Raw genomic sequence first — 15,650 nt, forward strand, 5'->3', positions numbered from 1 at the left:
TTTTTCGAGGATTCCGCCTAACGCCTGCTTAATTTGCTGTTCCGCCGAATGCCCAAATGATAGTCAGTCGGCGCAGCAAATCGGCAATCCACCGCTTTGTGCGACGCGGAGATTGCAAATCCCAGGCGATTCCGGGTCAATCGTCGTCGCCAGCCGAACCGATGCGACAGCTCCGACTTCCGGGTCCCTCTAGCCAGCCCCTCATCATGACGCCGCCCGCCACTGCCTTGCCTGTCGAAGCGCCCCAGGCCTTTCTCGGCGTCGCCCGCTCGCTGACCGACAAGCTCTGGCGCGACCGGCTGGATCCCCGCGGGGCGGCCCAGGCGCTCGCCATCGTGCAGCGGCACCAGCTTCCCGAATTGCTGGCGCGGGTGGTGGCCGGCCGCGGCGTCGATATCGACGCGGTGCCCGACTTTCTCGATCCGACCATCCGCAAGCTCATGCCGGACCCGTTCACGGTGACGGAGATGGAGGCGGCGGCGAAGCGGATCGCGGATGCGGCGGCGAAGGGCGAGAAGGTCGCGATTTTCGGCGATTACGACGTCGACGGCGCGACCTCGGCGGCGCTGCTCGCCTGGCACCTGCGCCATTGCGGACTCGATCCGCTGATCCACATTCCCGACCGCATTTTCGAAGGCTATGGGCCCAATGTCGAAGCGGTTCGTGGGCTGGCGGCCAAGGGCGCCACGCTGCTCGTCACCGTCGATTGCGGCACCACCAGCATCGAGCCGCTCGCCGAAGCCAGGCGGCTCGGCATGTCCGTGGTCGTGATCGACCATCACCAGGCCGGCACCGAGCTGCCGGAGGTTGACGCGCTGGTCAATCCGAACCGGCTCGACGATCTCTCCGGTCTCGGCCATCTCGCCGCGGTCGGTCTCGTGCTGGTGACGCTGGTCGCGGTCAATCGCGAGCTGCGGCAGCGCGGCTTCTGGAGTGCGGAGATGCCCGAGCCCGATCTGCTCGGCATGCTGCATCACGTCGCGCTCGGGACGGTTGCCGACGTCGCGCCCCTGATCGGCCTCAACCGCGCTTTCGTCGCCAAGGGGCTGATCGCGATGCGGCGGCGCGACCATGTCGGTCATACCGCGCTGATGGACGTGGCGCGGCTCAACGGGCCGCCGGAGGCCTGGCATCTCGGCTTCATGCTGGGGCCTCGCATCAATGCCGGCGGCCGCATCGGCCGCGCCGATCTCGGCGTGCGGCTATTGCTGGAAGGCGACGGCGTCGAGGCCGCGCGGATCGCCGCCGAGCTCGACCGCCTCAACGGCGAGCGGCGCGTCATCGAGCAGGCCGCGGAAGCGCAAGCCGAAGCCGAGGCGCTGGCCTCGATCGGGCTCGAGGACAAGCTCGGCGTCATCGTCACGGCGTCCGAAGGCTGGCATCCCGGCGTGGTCGGCCTCGTTGCCTCCCGGCTGAAGGAAAAGTTTTCGCGGCCCGCTTTCGCCATAGCGCTCGAGCCCGGCGGCATCGGTACCGGATCGGGCCGCTCGATCGCGGGCGTCGATATCGGCAAGGCGGTGCGGCAGGCGGTCACTGACGGCATTCTGCTGAAGGGCGGCGGCCACGCGATGGCCGCGGGCGTGACGTTGCGGAAAGAGAAGCTCGCCGAGTTTCGCGCCTATCTCGAAAATGCGCTGGCGCAGGACGTCGCCGAGGCGCGCCACGTCAACGAGCTCTATATCGACGGCGCGGTCTCCGCGCGCGCCGTGACGACGGAGCTTGCGGCGACGCTGAACCGTGCCGGTCCGTTCGGCAGCGGCAATCCGGAAGCCGTGCTGGCGCTGCCGGCGCACCAGCTGGTCTTTGCCGACGAGGTCGGGCAGGCGCATCTGCGACTGCGCTTCAAGTCGGGCGATGGCGCCATCGTCAACGGCATCGCGTTCCGCTCGGTCGGCCAGAAGCTCGGCAACGCGCTGCTGGCCAACCGCGGCCAGCAGCTGCATGTCGCCGGCTCGCTCTCGGTCGACCGCTACCAGGGTGTCGAGCGGGTGCAATTCCGCGTCATCGACGTTGCGCTACCGGACCAGGGGCCATCCGTGATTAGATAACGCAAGATCTGACCAGCTCAGACGACACAAAGTACGTCGCTCAAACAACAAAAAAGGGAGTGAACATGGCAGGGCAGGTTGAGGGCAAGGTCGCGCTGGTGACCGGCGGCGCCTCGGGTATCGGCGAGGCCATCGTCGAGTTGTTCGCGCGCGAGGGCGCGACTGTTGTCATCACCGACATCGATGAGCTGCGCGGGCCCGAGCTCGCCAAGCGCGTGACGAAAGCCGGCGGCAAGGCGATGTTCCTGGAGCAGGACGTCACCAGCGAGGAGCGCTGGATCGATATCGTCGCCGAAATCGCCAAGCGCTATGGTCGGCTCGATATTCTCGTCTCCAATGCCGGCATCGGCATCTCCGTGCCATCGATCGTCGACATGACCCTCGCCGACTGGCGCAAGCAGAATGCGATCAATCTCGACGGCGTGTTTCTCTCGGTCAAGCATTGCCTGCCGCTGATGCGAAAGCATGGCGGCGGTTCGATCGTCATGATGTCCTCGCTCGCGGGCCTGCGCGGGGCGCCGGGCCTGTCGGCTTATTCGGCGACCAAGGGCGGCGTGCGGCTGTTCGCCAAATCGATCGCAATGGAATGCGCGGCGGCCGGCGACGGCATCCGGGTCAATTCCGTGCATCCCGGCATCATCGATACCCCGATCTGGGGCAAGATCCCGACGGGTGCGACCGGCGCCGGCCAGAACGCGCCAATCGATCCCGAGGAGCGTGCCAAGGTCGTCACGCCGCTCGCCCGCGCGGGGCAGGCGGCGGAGATCGCCTCAGGCGTGCTGTATCTGGCCTCCGATGCCTCGCGCTACGTCACCGGCAGCGAGCTCGTCATCGACGGCGGCATGAATGCCGGCGGCGTGCCGCGGCGGGCCTGAGCCGCGCAGGGCAGGGTGGCGGTCGCAGGGGCTGACGCGCAGGCGCAGCCCCTGTACAAGACGGCAGCTTTCGACCGACAGAGGTGTCCTTCGCCATGGCGCACAGCCTTCACGCTTCCTCACCCGCGTCAGCGCCATTCCGCTCGAACCGGCCGGACCTCGCCACCGATGCAATCCGCACCGCGCGCGAGGATCTCGCCGCCTGCTTCCGCATGGCCGCGCGCAACGGTTTTGAGGAAGGCATCTGCAACCACTTCTCGGCCGTCGTGCCTGGGCATGACGATCTGTTTCTCGTCAATCCCTATGGCTATGCCTTTCGCGAGATCACGGCCTCAAAGCTACTGATCTGCGATTTCCACGGCAATGTGCTCGACGGCGAGGGCGTGCCGGAGGCGACCGCGTTCTACATCCATGCCGAGATGCACAAGCGCCTGCCGCGCGCCAAGGTCGCATTCCACACCCACATGCCCTATGCGACGGCGCTGTCGATGACCGAAGGCGATCCCTTGATCTGGGCCGGCCAGACCGCGCTGAAATTCTACGGCCGCACCGCGGTCGATCGCGACTACAACGGCCTTGCGCTCGACAACCAGGAAGGTGCGCGCATCGCATCCGCCGTCGGCGATGCCGACATCGTCTTCATGAAGCACCACGGCGTGATGGTGCTGGCGCCGACCATCGCGGAAGCCTGGGACGATCTCTATTATCTTGAGCGCGCCGCCGAGGTGCAGGTGCTGGCGATGTCGACGGGACGGAAGGTGCTGCCCGTCGATCCCGCGATCGCGGCCGAGACCTACAGGCAGATGCGCGAAGGCGATTCCGAATCCGCCCGGCTCCATCTCGCCGCGATCCGCAGGCAGCTCGACGCCGAAGAGCCGCAGTACCGGCATTAGCGATGAGTGCGTAGCCCGGATGAAGCGCAGCGAAATCCGGGGACTTCAACAGCGGAGGTATTGTCCCGGATTACGCTGCGCTCCATCCGGGCTACGGGCCAACGCGAGGCCTACGACCCCTGCCGCAGCTTGGCCAGCACCTTCAGCCCGCCATAGCCGTCCGCTGGCGCAATCCCCGCGCGCTGCTGGAAATCCTTGATCGCCTTCATGGTGTCGTTGCCGACCCGGCCGTCGGTGCCGCCGGTGTCGAAACCGGCTTTCGTCAATCGCGTCTGCATCTCCTGCACCTCGGCAAGCGTCAGCGCGCGCTCGGAGCCGGGGAAGGGCTGGATGAAGGGCGGCGCCCCGAGGCAGCGGTCGCCGAGATGGCAGATCGCAAGCGCATAGTTCATGGAAGGGTTGTAGCTCTTCACCGAGTAGAAATTCGGTCCGAGCAGGAAGGTCGGTCCGCCCGCAACCGGCGTCCACATTTGTGCGGATGCGTTCGGCTGCGGGAACGGCTGGCCGTCGGCGCGGGTGACGCCGGCTGACGCCCAGGCCGCATAGGTGCGGCTGCCGCTCATATTGCCGGCGGCGCGCACCTCATAGCCCCAATGCTCGCCGCGATGCCATTTGCCGCGGTTGACGAGATATTTTGCGGTCGAGCCCAGCGCGTCGTCGGGCTTGCCGAAGGGCGAGACCTTGCCGTCGCCGTCATAATCGATGCCGACATTGAGCCAGACTTCCGGCATCCATTGCGAATGGCCCATCGCGCCGGCCCAGGATCCCTGCATCTGCTCGGGCGTGCTCCAGCCCTTGTCGACGATGCGCAGCGCATTGATCAGCTCGGTCTCCCAATAGGTCTTGCGGCGCGGCTCGTTCCAGGCGAGCGCGGCGAGCGAGGGAAACACCGGCGTCATGTGGTTCTGCTGCACCAGGGGATCGCCATAAGCGGACTCGACGCCCCACAGCGCCAGCAGCGTGCCCCGCTCGACACCGAAATCCCGCTCAATGCGCGCCAGCAGCGCCTCGTTGTTCTTCAGCGCGATCTTGCCGTTGATGATGCGCCAGTCGGAGACGCGGCGGTTGATATATTGCCAGACCTGCTCGTGGAATTCGGGCTGGCTCCGCATCTGCTTGAACACGCTCATGTCGGGCTCGACCCGTCCCATCGCGCGCTGCCAGGTCGCGGCCGAGATGCCCTTGGCCATCGCGCGTGCGCGAAAGCTCTCGCGCCATTCGTCGAAGCCTGGAGGCGCGGCGAGCACGTGTGTCGGGAATGCGAGCAAAGCGGCTGCACCGAACGTCGATTGCAGCAGGCTGCGGCGAGTCGGATGGGGGGAGGAATCAGCGTGCGTCATGGGCACATTGTAGCCCGAAACATGGCCGGTGTGCGTCGGTTCCTGGAACAGCCGCGCGGCTGATTCTGCGCGGCCCGGGATCATGCTTCTGTCGGAACAAACTGTCGCAGTCCTGCATTCCCTCCGTATCCGGAAGGAGGAAGAGATGATGAGGACATATCTGTTTGCCGCCGCCATGATCACCGCCGTTGCGACGCCTGCGTTCGCTGATGAAGTCGGCGTTCACGTCGGCCCGGTCGGCGCCGGCGTGACGGTCGGTCAGTCCCACGAGTATCGTGAGCGGGATCGCGATCGCGACCGCACCACCGTCATCAGGGAGCGCGAGCCCTCTGATCGCACCACGGTGATCAAGAAGCAGGATGAATTCGGCAATCGCAGCAAGACCGTGATTCATCACGACAACGACTGACGGAGCAGGGCCCCGGCGGAGCGTCGGGGCCCGCCTTGCGCATGCAGTCCGTTCATCGAACATTCGGGGTGGAATGAAGATACACACGCATGCGGAAAGCCATGTCGTCGAACTCGACGACGGATCGCAATGGCAGATCTTTCCCGGCGATCTCGCAACCACGCTGAGTTGGAAGCCCGAGACCGATTTGCACCTCGAGCAAAGCGCCGACCGCGTGAGCTCGCATGTGCTGGTGAATGCTGCCGACAACAGCCGCGTACGGGTGATCGCGGCGGACGAGACCTGGGTCGACGGTGAGGTTAAGAAACTGTTGAAGGGCGGGTAGTCGGCTCCCGCGCTTCCCGATATCCCTGACTTTAGGCCTGTCGTTTTACGGTCGGTTCGCTTCCGCCTGCGTAAGATGCGGCATGCGGGAGCTGTTCGACATCATCCGTGCCAATCCCTGGCCCTTCGGCGCCGGGCTCTTCGTCGTCGTTCTGATGATCATCGCCGAGAACTTTGGCCGCGGTATTCAGGGCGGCGACGGCGGTGCGGGTGGCGATTTCTGGGATGCCGCCGGCTGTGACGGCGGCGACGGGGGAGGCGGCGACTAGGCCTCGCCTAGTCCCCCTGCAGCTCGGTCGCGACGTTGGCGAGCCACCGCCGAATGCTCGCTTCGGCCTTGGCATCGAGGCCATCGGCAAGACGCTTCTCCAGCACCATCACCCGTTCCCGGCACGCCTTCAACAACGTCGTTCCGCGCTTGGTCAGTGTCCATTGCTGGATGCGGCCATGGACGGGATGAGGCGTCATCAGAATCGCGCCGTCGCGTTCGAGGTTGCGGATGATGACCCCGACCGTCTGCGGCGTGAGGAAGGTGAGGCGGGCGACATCGGCGCCTGATAGTCCGGGATAGGCATTCAGCATCGTCAGCACCGCGAATTGCGGCGAGGTCACGCCGAGATCGGCGAGCGTCCGCTCGGTCGTCAGACGGACTGCGGCGTGAGCCTGGCGCAAGAGATAGCCGAGATAGCCCTGCTCGCCGCGCTTGCCTTCGCCGGCAGCGGGAACACGCACCGCCGCGTCGCCGGCAGGTTCGGGCACCGGGCGGGTTTTCGATCTGGTGACGGCATCGGTCTTGCGTGACATGTCAGAGCTCTTATAAGATGTAAGCACACTTATAATAAGACGAGGTGAACCGCAATGTCACATGCCCGTAGCGAATACGAGGATTTCAAGAAGATCGCGCCCGACGCTTATGATCTGGTGCTGGCGCTGGGTCAGCTTGCGGCCAAGGCCGGCCTGGACAAGCAGCTCATCGAGCTCGTCAAGCTGCGCGCCTCGCAGATCAACGGCTGCGCCTTCTGCGTTCAGCATCATGTCCTGCTGTCGGAACGGATCGGCGTTCCCGTCGACAAGCTCCATTTGGTCGCGGTCTGGCGCGAGGCGCCGATCTTTTCGCCGCGCGAGCGCGCCGCGTTGGCCTGGGCTGAGGCGCTGACCGTCCTGCCCGACGGCGTCAGCGAGGACGTCTATGCCGAAGCGGCCCGGGAGTTCTCCGAGACCGAACTGATGTACCTGACCTCGGCGGTCGCCTCGATCAACGTCTGGAACCGCTTTGGGGCTGCGTTTCGCTGGACGCCGGCGCCGCGGCCGGTGGCCGCGAATGCTGCGGCATCCTGATCGGCACGAGGGAGGTCATGATGACAGCAATGAGCTTAACTGCCGTACAGCGTCCGGGGCCGTCACGTTCAACGGCGCTCGCCGTCGTCGCAGGGCTGGCCTGTGCGCTGGCGATCGGCAAGGCGCTGCCGGTGACGATGGATGCCGTCTCCGGCGCGCTGGCGCCGCTCTGCGCCAGCGCGCCGGAGAGCTCGCCGCTCGACAAGGTCGAACCGATCGGCTCCTACGCATTGCCGAACGTGCCGGGCAAGCGCGTCACCATCGTGCGCGTCACCTATGGTCCGGGCGGATTCTCGCGCCCGCATCGTCACGCAGGATCCGTGACCGCCTACATCACAAAGGGCGAGATCCGCTCCCAGCTTGGCGGCGGTCCTGTCGCGACGTTTGGCGTTGGCCAGTCCTTCTTCGAGCCGCCGGGCTCGACGCATCTGGTCTCGGCCAATGCCAGCCTGACGGAGCCTGCGGAATTGATCGCGGTGTTCGTGGCGGACGAGGGCGCGCAGCTCACAACGTTCTTGGAGTAGAGCACGGCTAGGAGGCGCGATCCCGCGATCGCCTCAGCCGTTTCCATGCCGGCGAGAGACCGTATTGGACTGCCGGAATCGCAACCGCGCCGACAAGCAGTCCAAGCACGCCTGAGATGGCTGCCTCGACCGACCATTCGATGATGCCGGCAATGGATGGAAGGGCGTGTGCGGCCGCCTCGGTTGCGGCATGGACCGTGCGGCCGACCACGGGCGGGCCGTATTTTTCGATGCCGTGCAGGATGATGCCGCCGCCAACCCAGATCATGGCGGCGGTGCCGATGGTGCTCAGCACCGTCAGGAACGTGGGCATACCGCGGACCAGCGCGCGTCCAAGCGAGCGGATCGCGGCGCCAATGACTGAGGCGCCGTCGTAGCCCGCAAGGGCCACGCCGGCATCGTCAGCCTTCACGATCAGGGCCACCACGCCGTAGACCCCGACCGTGATACCGAAGCCGACCAGCGCCAGCACCAGCGCCTGCGTCCAGATGCTGCCTGCCGGAAGGGCCGCCAGCGTGATCGCCATGATCTCCGCCGACAGGATGAAATCCGTCTTGATGGCGCTCGCGACCTTCTCGTCCTCGACCGACCGGGCATTCAGCGCGATCGGCTCGAGCTGGGCTTCATGGTGGTGCGCATGATGCGGCATTACGGCTTCGAGCACCTTCTCGGTACCCTCGTAGCAGAGAAAGGCTCCGCCCAGCATGAGCAGCGGCGTCACCGCGGCGGGAAGGAAATAACCAAGCAGCAGGGCAGCGGGAAGCAAAATCAGCAATTTGTTGCGCAGCGATCCGACTGCAATCTTGCCGACGATCGGCAGTTCGCGCTTCGAGGCAAAACCGATGACGTAGTTCGGCGTGACGGCCGCGTCGTCGATGACCACGCCAGCCGCCTTTGCGCCTGCTTTGGCAGCCTGGCTCGCCACATCGTCGAGCGAGGCCGCTGCCACCTTTGCAATCGCCGCGATATCGTCGAGAAGACCGATCAGTCCGACACTCATCACCCCGATCCCTGTTTTTGTTTGAGCCGGCGGTGCGCGCGACAACAAGCTCTTGCACCGCCCTTCGTTGGAGCGAGCAAGCCGTCAATTCTCCTCGCCGCTCGATCCCTCGCGCAGATCCGGCTTGATGACGTCGTCCGGCAGCGCATGGGCGACCGGCTGCGACGTGACGGCGATCTCCGGGCCGACCTCGCGGCCGCGGGCGTGGATCAGGCGTTCGTAGGCGGAGACCAGGGTGACGTAGGGGCTGACCCAGATCCAGCCGTCGCGTGTGAACACCTGCACGTCGAAATGCAGATGCATCGAGGTACCGGCGGGATGGTCGAGATAATTCGAGATCACGCCGATCTTCTCGCCTTCGGTGACGATGCGGCCATTGAGCACGCCATCGGCGTTCATTGCGTGCGGATTCATGTGCATGTAGCGGAAGCGGATGTGCTCGGTGCGGCTGTTGACTTGAAGCGTCGCGGCCTGGTCCCTGGACGCGCGGATCACGATGGCATCGCGCACCGCGACGACACCGCGCTGCTTGGGATCGCAGGGCACGCGGCCTTCGCCGGGCGGTGGGCAGTCGGCCGCGCGGATGTCCTCGCCCTGGTGGCCGTAACCGCCCGCGCATTGCCAGACCTCGAAACTGCGGGACTCGCAGAAATTGTCGCGCCAGGGATAGGCGGTCGTGCTCTCCGTCCTGTCCCGCTTGGCATAGGATTGCGAGCGGACGAAGGCGGGAGCCTTTTCGAGCGGAAAGCGGATCTGTGCATAGGCCATTGCATCGGGATGGCCGCCCTGCTTGCGGTAGCCGGTGTTCGGGATGATATCGCCGCTCGGCCGGTAGCTGAAATCCGGTGAACGGCCCGTCGGGCGATCGAGGATGTTGGAGGCGATGTCCGTCAATGGTCGCAAGCGCTGGCCGCCGGCGACGCGCAGGGCCTTCAGGAAGCGCTCGGCGACCGGATAGGCTTCCTTGCAGGCCAGCCGCCGCGGCTTGGCGACGCTGTCGAGGCACTGGATCGACACCACATAGGCGACGCCGAAACGGGTAAAAGCGTAGCGTACATAGCCTTCCCGGATAAACCTGCGCAGGTCCGGATAGAGCGCTATGAGCGGTTTGATCTGCTCGCCCTTGCCGCCGGTGGGATCGGCGATGTCGTAGACCAGCGCCGATCCCGTGATCTGCACTTCGACCGGCCTTGTGAACACCCGGCCCGGCATGCCGTCGCCGGCGCCGGGCTCGAGCGAGAAGGTCGCGCTGTAACCGGCGGGGCCGGCATCGAACATGTCGACGGGATTGAAGTCCGCCTGATAGCGCGACAGCGCGAGCGTCGCCGTCGCGCCGCTGCGCTGCGCCTCGAGGTAAGCGGCGGCGTCGAACGGCAGCAGCACCGGTACGGGACTGCGGGTGATGCCGGTGAAGAGTCGCGAGGATACCGCGTTGAGCTGCACCAATGCGGGCATCGCGCGGGGATCGTAGCGCGGCACCGAACGGCGAGGGGCGAAGATGAAATCGTCCGCGACCCGGGGGCGGCTGTTGATCTCGGTGCGGAGCTGGTCGAGCGCTGCGCGCCAGTCGACGCGCAGGGCCGTGAGCGAGGGGCTGCGGAATTCATCCGCAGCGAGCGGAGTGGCAATGAGGAGCGAAAGCGACGCCAAAAGAAGCGAGACGAAGCGGAAACCCTTCCCAACCACTGTCTCGCCCCCCGGCGGCACCTGCTGCGATCGCTCTGTTCCCCGTCAGTCCTTGGCGCGTTCTGAGTAGGAGCCGTCCTCCGTCATGACGACGATGCGGGTGCCGACTGCGATGTGCGGCGGCACGGTGGTGCGCACGCCGTTGGAAAGCACCGCCGGCTTGTAGGAGGACGAGGCCGTCTGGCCCTTGGTCACCGGCTCGGTCTCGACCACTTCCAGTGTCACGCGCTGGGGCAGCGCGAGCGAGACCACGTTGACGTCGTGGGTCGACAGCTTGACGGTCATGTCCGGTTGAAGATACGAGGCCGCGTCGCCGACGACGTCCTTGGAGACCTGGACCTGGTCGTAGGTCTCCGGATTCATGAAGTGGAAGCCGTCGCCATCTTCATACAGGAAGGTGTAGTTGCGCTCCTCGATGGTGGCCTTTTCGACCTGGTCGGTGGTCTTGTAGCGCTCGGAGATCTTTACCCCGTCCGAGATTCGGCGCATCTCGATCTGGCTGACCGGGGTGCCCTTGCCGGGGTGGATGTTTTCGGCGCTGACGACGACATAGAGCTTGCCGTCTTGCTCGATCACGTTGCCTTTGCGAATAGAACTGGCGATGACTCTCAAAGCTGTATTTCCTGCTTGCTTGGCCCGGCACCGGCCAGGACGTGATCAATTCGATGGGGGACTTGGGGTCTCAAATCGGACCTCGGCGCCCGTTTCGGGCCGCAACATACTGATTTTGCCGTTAGATGCCAGCATTTTGCTCGGCCGTGGGGCGGTCAGGTAATGGCTGGGGACAAGCCCATCTCACCGTTCTGGTCGCCCGGGCGACATCTCGACCGTCGGCCGTTCCTCCAGGCCAGGGGGGCCATTACCGGGTCTCTACGGGGCTTTTTCGCCGAGCAGGGGTTCGTGGAGGTCGAAACCTCCGTTCTCCAGGTCTCCCCGGGCAATGAGACCCATCTGCACGCCCCCCGGACCGAGATCATGCGGCCGGACGGCAGCCGAGCCCTCCGGTATCTGCGGACTTCGCCCGAATTCGCCTGCAAGAAGCTGCTGGCGGCGGGCGAGACGCGGATTTTCGAGCTCGCCCGGGTGTTCCGCGACCGTGAGCGCGGCGACCTTCATCTACCCGAATTCACCATGCTGGAATGGTATCGGGCAGGCGCCTCCTATGACGCCATCATGGCCGATTGCGTCGTCGTCATCGCCCGTGCGGCGCAGGCGACCGGCATCGGGACCTTCTCGTTCCGGGGGCGGACCGCCGATCCCCTCGCCGAGCCCGAGCTGCTGACCGTAGCGGGGGCCTTTGAACGGTTCGCCGGCATCGACCTGCTGTCGACAATCAGGGACGGCGAGGGTAACCGTGCCGCGTTGGCCGAGGCGGCGAGTAGCAAGGTCCGTGTGGCCGGGGACGACACCTGGTCCGACATCTTCAGCAAGGTGCTCGTCGAGCACATCGAGCCGCATCTGGGGCAGGGGCGTTTGACCATTTTGTTCGAATACCCATCTCCAGAGGCGGCGCTGGCACGGGTGAAGGCTGACGATCCCAGGGTTGCCGAGCGGTTCGAGGTCTACGCCTGCGGCGTCGAACTCGCCAACGGCTTTGGGGAACTGACCGATGCCGAGGAGCAGCGAAAACGCTTCACGGAATCGATGACGGAGAAGCAGCGCCGCTACGGCGAGGCCTATCCGCTCGACGAGGACTTTCTGGCCGCAGTTGCGGCAATGCCGGAGGCCAGCGGCGTCGCCCTCGGCCTCGACCGGCTGGTGATGCTGGCAAGCGGCGCATCGCGGATCGATCAGGTAGTTTGGACGCCACCTGCAAATGAAGCGTCTAGTGAGACATGACGAAAACGAACCTTGCACGCACTTTGCGCGAGCCGGCTGAGCTCGTCGCCGAAGGTCTGGCGCCTGCAACAGCGCTGCCGGCGCTCGAACGCGTTGCCGCACGCTATGCTGTGGCGATCACGCCGGCGCTGGTCGAACTGATCGATACATCTGACCCCGACGATCCCATCGCACGGCAATTCGTTCCGAGCGCCGCGGAGCTTGAGATGCAGCCGGGCGAGGACGCCGATCCGATCGGCGATCATCCGCACTCGCCGGTAGCAGGGATTGTGCATCGCTATCCCGATCGCGTGCTGTTCAAGCTCGTTCACGTCTGCGCGGTCTATTGCCGCTTCTGCTTCCGCCGCGAGATGGTGGGCCCCGGCAAGGACAGCGCGCTGTCGGACGGCGCCTATCGCGCGGCGATCGATTACATCCGTTCGCATCACGAGATCTGGGAAGTGATCCTGACCGGCGGCGATCCCCTGATGCTGTCGCCGCGCCGGATGGGCGAGATCATGGCCGAACTCGCGGCAATCGATCACGTCAAGATCATTCGCCTTCACACCCGCGTGCCCGTGGCCGATCCCGCGCGCATCAGCGACGAGTTGGTTGCGGCACTCAAGGTCGAGGGCGCGGCCACCTGGGTGGCGCTGCACGCCAATCATGCGCGCGAACTGACGGGACCGGTGCGCGCCGCGTGCGCGCGGCTCGTCGATTCCGGAATTCCCCTGGTGAGCCAGTCGGTGCTGTTGCGCGGGGTCAATGACAACATTGCCGCTCTGTCGGATTTGATGCGAGCTTTCGTCGAATGCCGGATCAAGCCCTATTATCTGCATCACGGCGACCTCGCGCCGGGCACGGCGCATCTGCGCACGACGCTGGCGGAGGGGCAGGAGTTGATGCGGCAGTTGCGCGGGCGGGTGTCAGGGCTATGTCAGCCGGACTATGTCATCGACATTCCCGGGGGCGCCGGCAAATCCCCGGTGGGGCCGAGCTACGTCCTGGCGCCGCATAATACCGCACCCCATGCGGGTGATGCGGAAGCCGAAACGCGCTATCGTATCGTGGACTATTGCGGCGACGTTCATCTCTATCCGCCCGAGACGTGAGCGGTGTTGGAGAGCGCGCCGGTTCGAGAACGGAGAAGCAAGAATGAAGAAGATCATGGTGGCAGCATCGCTCGTGGTCTTGCTTGGCGGCACGGCGGCAGCACAGACCGGCGGTTCCAAGGGATCGACGTCCGGCGGCAGCGGCGGAACTTCCGGATCGGTGTTGCCGGCACCGGTCGGTCACCGCCAGCCGCGCGCGGCTGACGTGCCGAGCGAGAAGAATTTGAGCAATCCGAACACCCCCGCGAACAAGGAAGACGCGGAGCTCGATCGCAAGATCAAGAGCATCTGCCGCGGCTGCTGATCCTTTCACCTCTCCCCGTTGGGGAGAGGTGAGGAGAGCGAACGCGTGTTCGCCATGAGCTAGGCCGAGCGCTCCTGCAGTCCGGCGCGCCGGGCGTTGCGGCGGATTTCCACCGCGTCGGCGAGCTGCTCGAGCGCGGTCGCCGTAGTCGGCCAATCGATGCAGCCGTCGGTGATGCTCTGGCCGTAGGTGAGCGGCTTGCCCGGCACGACGTCCTGGCGGCCGGCAACGAGGTTGCTCTCGATCATCACGCCCATGATGCGGCCTTCGCCGCCTGAGATCTGGCCGGCGATGTCGGCCGCCACCAGCGGCTGGTTCTCGGGCTTCTTGCTCGAATTGGCGTGGCTGGCATCCACCATCACCAGCGGCGCGACCCCGGATTTGGTCAGCTCGTTGCAGGCGGCCGCGACGCTTGCCGCATCATAGTTCGGCTTGCTGCCGCCACGCAGGATGATGTGGCAGTCCTCGTTGCCCGCGGTCGAAGCGATCGCCGAGCGGCCGAGCTTCGTCACCGCCATGAAGTGATGCGGATGCGAGGCCGACTTCACGGCGTCCGCTGCGATCCGCACATTGCCATCGGTGCCGTTCTTGAAGCCGACCGGGCAGGACAGGCCCGAGGCCAGCTCGCGATGGATCTGGCTCTCGGTCGTGCGCGCACCGATCGCGGCCCAGGATACGAGGTCGGCGATGTATTGCGGCGTCGTCATGTCGAGGAATTCCGTGCCGGCGGGCAGGCCGAGATTGTTCACCGCCGACAGCACGTTGCGCGCCAGCCGCAGCCCCTTGTTGATATCGAAGCTGCCGTCCAAATCAGGATCGTTGATCAGGCCCTTCCAGCCGACGGTGGTGCGCGGCTTCTCGAAATAGACCCGCATCACGATCTCGAGCTGGTCGGCGAGCTCTTCGCGCAAGCTCGCGAGGTGCTCGGCATATTCCAGCGCGGCCTTGGGGTCATGCACCGAGCAGGGGCCGACCACGACCAGCAGGCGGTCGTCCTGGCCATTGAGGATGGCGTGGATGGCGTTGCGCGCCGCCATCACCACGCGCGTCGCGGTGAGCGTGCGCGGGACTTCCCGCATCACCTCTTCCGGCGTGCTCAGCTCTTTCAATTCGCGGATACGAAGATCGTCGGTCGTGCTCAGCACGGCGGGCTCCTGTTTGTTTCGAACCTGCCGGCCAATAAAAAAGCCGCCAGGTCTGGCGGCTTGTTCGGACGTTTGCTTCAATATTCAGATTGAGCGCGATCCTCCTGCCGCCAGCGAGCTGTCGTAGCTAAAGTACCAAAAATAGCTGGTGGCGACGGTGATCATGGAAGGGCATATAGCGCGCCATCAGCGGATTGTCACCCCCCAATCGGCGCGGCAGGCGACGAGGCAGGTCAGGTGTTGCTGTTGCGCGCCGCCAGCGCCAGGCCGATCAGGCTGGCGCCGCCGAACAGGAGGTTGATACCGACGAGGACGCCGATGGCCCATTCAGCCGAGCTCGGCAGTCCCGTGATCACCATGAAGGAGATCGCGATGTCGACGAGGCCCGAGATCAGCAGCCACGACCAGCGGCCGCTGAGCTCGCGGCGGTGCTCCAGTGCGTACATGATGGTGGCGACGCCCTCGGCAAGGAAGTAGGCGCCGACCACGATGGTCAGCGTCAGCACGGCCTGCATCGGCCGGGCCAGCAGCAGCATGCCGGCGAGCACGGCGAGCGCAGCCGAGATCAGCGACCACCAGAAGCCCGGCGTGCTGCGCGCCCAATAGGTCACGATCAGCCCGCCAATGCCGCTGATCAAGAACATCCAGCCGAGGAAGATCGTGATCGCAAGACTTGCCAGCGGCGGCAGGATCAGCGCCGCGACGCCGAGAATGGCGAGCAGGATGCCTTCGAACAGAAAGGCCTTCCAGTGCGCCTTGACCGTCTGGCTCATGATGGATTGCAGCCGTGAAAAATCCTCGGGCGACGTCATCGGCAGGCTCCAGATCGAAAGG

At 65.5% G+C, this 15,650-nt stretch carries 18 protein-coding genes; 11 read left to right on the forward strand and 7 right to left on the reverse strand.

Annotation, left to right across the window (positions count from 1 at the left end; all coding sequences use genetic code 11):
* Window positions 1-206 precede the first annotated feature (206 nt).
* The 3 genes from recJ to GGD62_RS02515 all read left to right on the forward strand — a co-directional run bounded on the left by recJ (window position 207) and on the right by GGD62_RS02515 (window position 3,816).
* Window positions 207-2,048, forward strand: coding sequence for a single-stranded-DNA-specific exonuclease RecJ (gene recJ / locus GGD62_RS02505; protein WP_183706962.1), 1,842 nt, complete (start codon window positions 207-209; stop codon window positions 2,046-2,048).
* 65 nt (window positions 2,049-2,113) lie between these two features.
* Window positions 2,114-2,923, forward strand: a complete 810-nt coding sequence (locus GGD62_RS02510; RefSeq protein ID WP_183706963.1) for an SDR family NAD(P)-dependent oxidoreductase — start codon at window positions 2,114-2,116, stop codon at window positions 2,921-2,923.
* Between the two features lie 95 nt (window positions 2,924-3,018).
* Window positions 3,019-3,816, forward strand: coding sequence for an aldolase (locus tag GGD62_RS02515; protein WP_092258474.1), 798 nt, complete (start codon window positions 3,019-3,021; stop codon window positions 3,814-3,816).
* A 110-nt stretch (window positions 3,817-3,926) separates the two neighbouring features.
* Here GGD62_RS02515 and GGD62_RS02520 read toward each other — a convergent pair whose 3' ends face one another.
* Window positions 3,927-5,156 (reverse strand): lytic murein transglycosylase, encoded by a 1,230-nt coding sequence (locus tag GGD62_RS02520; RefSeq protein WP_183706964.1) that lies wholly within the window; start codon window positions 5,154-5,156, stop codon window positions 3,927-3,929.
* A 148-nt stretch (window positions 5,157-5,304) separates the two neighbouring features.
* Here GGD62_RS02520 and GGD62_RS02525 point away from each other — a divergent pair, with 148 nt between their 5' ends.
* The 3 genes from GGD62_RS02525 to GGD62_RS02535 all read left to right on the forward strand — a co-directional run bounded on the left by GGD62_RS02525 (window position 5,305) and on the right by GGD62_RS02535 (window position 6,158).
* Window positions 5,305-5,565, forward strand: a complete 261-nt coding sequence (locus tag GGD62_RS02525; RefSeq protein WP_026202873.1) for a hypothetical protein — start codon at window positions 5,305-5,307, stop codon at window positions 5,563-5,565.
* A gap of 73 nt (window positions 5,566-5,638) precedes the next feature.
* Window positions 5,639-5,890, forward strand: coding sequence for a hypothetical protein (locus GGD62_RS02530; protein ID WP_183234191.1), 252 nt, complete (start codon window positions 5,639-5,641; stop codon window positions 5,888-5,890).
* A gap of 82 nt (window positions 5,891-5,972) precedes the next feature.
* Window positions 5,973-6,158, forward strand: coding sequence for a hypothetical protein (locus tag GGD62_RS02535; RefSeq protein WP_183234192.1), 186 nt, complete (start codon window positions 5,973-5,975; stop codon window positions 6,156-6,158).
* A 7-nt stretch (window positions 6,159-6,165) separates the two neighbouring features.
* Here the strand turns inward: GGD62_RS02535 and GGD62_RS02540 are convergent, their stop codons facing one another.
* Window positions 6,166-6,693 carry a MarR family winged helix-turn-helix transcriptional regulator gene (locus tag GGD62_RS02540; protein WP_179730551.1) on the reverse strand — a complete coding sequence of 176 codons (528 nt, stop codon included), beginning with the start codon at window positions 6,691-6,693 and terminating at the stop codon, window positions 6,166-6,168.
* A gap of 54 nt (window positions 6,694-6,747) precedes the next feature.
* Between GGD62_RS02540 and GGD62_RS02545 the strand changes: the two genes are divergently transcribed.
* On the forward strand, window positions 6,748-7,227 hold the full coding sequence (locus GGD62_RS02545) for a carboxymuconolactone decarboxylase family protein (RefSeq protein ID WP_183706965.1): 480 nt from the start codon (window positions 6,748-6,750) through the stop codon (window positions 7,225-7,227).
* Window positions 7,228-7,247: 20 nt separating this feature from the next.
* Window positions 7,248-7,751: a cupin domain-containing protein gene (locus tag GGD62_RS02550; protein WP_183707578.1), complete on the forward strand. Its 504-nt coding sequence runs from the start codon at window positions 7,248-7,250 to the stop codon at window positions 7,749-7,751.
* Between the two features lie 7 nt (window positions 7,752-7,758).
* Here GGD62_RS02550 and GGD62_RS02555 read toward each other — a convergent pair whose 3' ends face one another.
* The 3 genes from GGD62_RS02555 to efp form a co-directional block, all read right to left on the reverse strand.
* Window positions 7,759-8,751 carry a DUF808 domain-containing protein gene (locus tag GGD62_RS02555; protein ID WP_018323086.1) on the reverse strand — a complete coding sequence of 331 codons (993 nt, stop codon included), beginning with the start codon at window positions 8,749-8,751 and terminating at the stop codon, window positions 7,759-7,761.
* An 84-nt stretch (window positions 8,752-8,835) separates the two neighbouring features.
* Entirely contained in the window at window positions 8,836-10,458 is a 1,623-nt protein-coding gene (locus GGD62_RS02560) for a M23 family peptidase (RefSeq protein ID WP_183706966.1), read from the reverse strand.
* A 24-nt stretch (window positions 10,459-10,482) separates the two neighbouring features.
* A complete protein-coding gene (gene efp, locus GGD62_RS02565; protein WP_018323088.1) occupies window positions 10,483-11,049 on the reverse strand; it encodes an elongation factor P in 567 nt (188 codons plus the stop codon).
* A gap of 162 nt (window positions 11,050-11,211) precedes the next feature.
* On the opposite strand from efp, the gene epmA reads away from it, so the two are divergent.
* From epmA to GGD62_RS02580, 3 genes are read left to right on the forward strand one after another with little or no spacing between them, the layout of a single operon-like run.
* Window positions 11,212-12,276: an EF-P lysine aminoacylase EpmA gene (gene epmA / locus GGD62_RS02570; RefSeq protein WP_183234196.1), complete on the forward strand. Its 1,065-nt coding sequence runs from the start codon at window positions 11,212-11,214 to the stop codon at window positions 12,274-12,276.
* A complete protein-coding gene (locus tag GGD62_RS02575; protein ID WP_183234197.1) occupies window positions 12,273-13,367 on the forward strand; it encodes a lysine-2,3-aminomutase-like protein in 1,095 nt (364 codons plus the stop codon). The genes epmA and GGD62_RS02575 overlap by 4 nt, the downstream gene beginning before the upstream one ends.
* 43 nt (window positions 13,368-13,410) lie before the next feature.
* Window positions 13,411-13,671: a hypothetical protein gene (locus tag GGD62_RS02580; RefSeq protein ID WP_183234198.1), complete on the forward strand. Its 261-nt coding sequence runs from the start codon at window positions 13,411-13,413 to the stop codon at window positions 13,669-13,671.
* Window positions 13,672-13,730: 59 nt separating this feature from the next.
* Here the strand turns inward: GGD62_RS02580 and GGD62_RS02585 are convergent, their stop codons facing one another.
* A complete protein-coding gene (locus GGD62_RS02585) occupies window positions 13,731-14,816 on the reverse strand; it encodes a 3-deoxy-7-phosphoheptulonate synthase (RefSeq protein ID WP_183706967.1) in 1,086 nt (361 codons plus the stop codon).
* A 233-nt stretch (window positions 14,817-15,049) separates the two neighbouring features.
* Window positions 15,050-15,628 carry an HdeD family acid-resistance protein gene (locus tag GGD62_RS02590; protein WP_092258444.1) on the reverse strand — a complete coding sequence of 193 codons (579 nt, stop codon included), beginning with the start codon at window positions 15,626-15,628 and terminating at the stop codon, window positions 15,050-15,052.
* Window positions 15,629-15,650 lie beyond the last annotated feature (22 nt).

It is taken from the genome of Bradyrhizobium sp. ERR14, assembly GCF_014198235.1.
Lineage (GTDB): Bacteria > Pseudomonadota > Alphaproteobacteria > Rhizobiales > Xanthobacteraceae > Bradyrhizobium.

What these genes read in the sequence shown, in the direction of transcription:
- recJ (WP_183706962.1), top strand. Translation starts at nt 207, where the DNA reads ATGACGCCGCCCGCCACTGCCTTGCCTGTCGAAGCGCCCCAGGCCTTT.
- GGD62_RS02510 (WP_183706963.1), top strand. Translation starts at nt 2,114, where the DNA reads ATGGCAGGGCAGGTTGAGGGCAAGGTCGCGCTGGTGACCGGCGGCGCC.
- GGD62_RS02515 (WP_092258474.1), top strand. Translation starts at nt 3,019, where the DNA reads ATGGCGCACAGCCTTCACGCTTCCTCACCCGCGTCAGCGCCATTCCGC.
- GGD62_RS02520 (WP_183706964.1), bottom strand. Translation starts at nt 5,156, where the DNA reads ATGACGCACGCTGATTCCTCCCCCCATCCGACTCGCCGCAGCCTGCTG.
- GGD62_RS02525 (WP_026202873.1), top strand. Translation starts at nt 5,305, where the DNA reads ATGAGGACATATCTGTTTGCCGCCGCCATGATCACCGCCGTTGCGACG.
- GGD62_RS02530 (WP_183234191.1), top strand. Translation starts at nt 5,639, where the DNA reads ATGAAGATACACACGCATGCGGAAAGCCATGTCGTCGAACTCGACGAC.
- GGD62_RS02535 (WP_183234192.1), top strand. Translation starts at nt 5,973, where the DNA reads ATGCGGGAGCTGTTCGACATCATCCGTGCCAATCCCTGGCCCTTCGGC.
- GGD62_RS02540 (WP_179730551.1), bottom strand. Translation starts at nt 6,693, where the DNA reads ATGTCACGCAAGACCGATGCCGTCACCAGATCGAAAACCCGCCCGGTG.
- GGD62_RS02545 (WP_183706965.1), top strand. Translation starts at nt 6,748, where the DNA reads ATGTCACATGCCCGTAGCGAATACGAGGATTTCAAGAAGATCGCGCCC.
- GGD62_RS02550 (WP_183707578.1), top strand. Translation starts at nt 7,248, where the DNA reads ATGACAGCAATGAGCTTAACTGCCGTACAGCGTCCGGGGCCGTCACGT.
- GGD62_RS02555 (WP_018323086.1), bottom strand. Translation starts at nt 8,751, where the DNA reads ATGAGTGTCGGACTGATCGGTCTTCTCGACGATATCGCGGCGATTGCA.
- epmA (WP_183234196.1), top strand. Translation starts at nt 11,212, where the DNA reads ATGGCTGGGGACAAGCCCATCTCACCGTTCTGGTCGCCCGGGCGACAT.
- GGD62_RS02575 (WP_183234197.1), top strand. Translation starts at nt 12,273, where the DNA reads ATGACGAAAACGAACCTTGCACGCACTTTGCGCGAGCCGGCTGAGCTC.
- GGD62_RS02580 (WP_183234198.1), top strand. Translation starts at nt 13,411, where the DNA reads ATGAAGAAGATCATGGTGGCAGCATCGCTCGTGGTCTTGCTTGGCGGC.
- GGD62_RS02590 (WP_092258444.1), bottom strand. Translation starts at nt 15,628, where the DNA reads ATGACGTCGCCCGAGGATTTTTCACGGCTGCAATCCATCATGAGCCAG.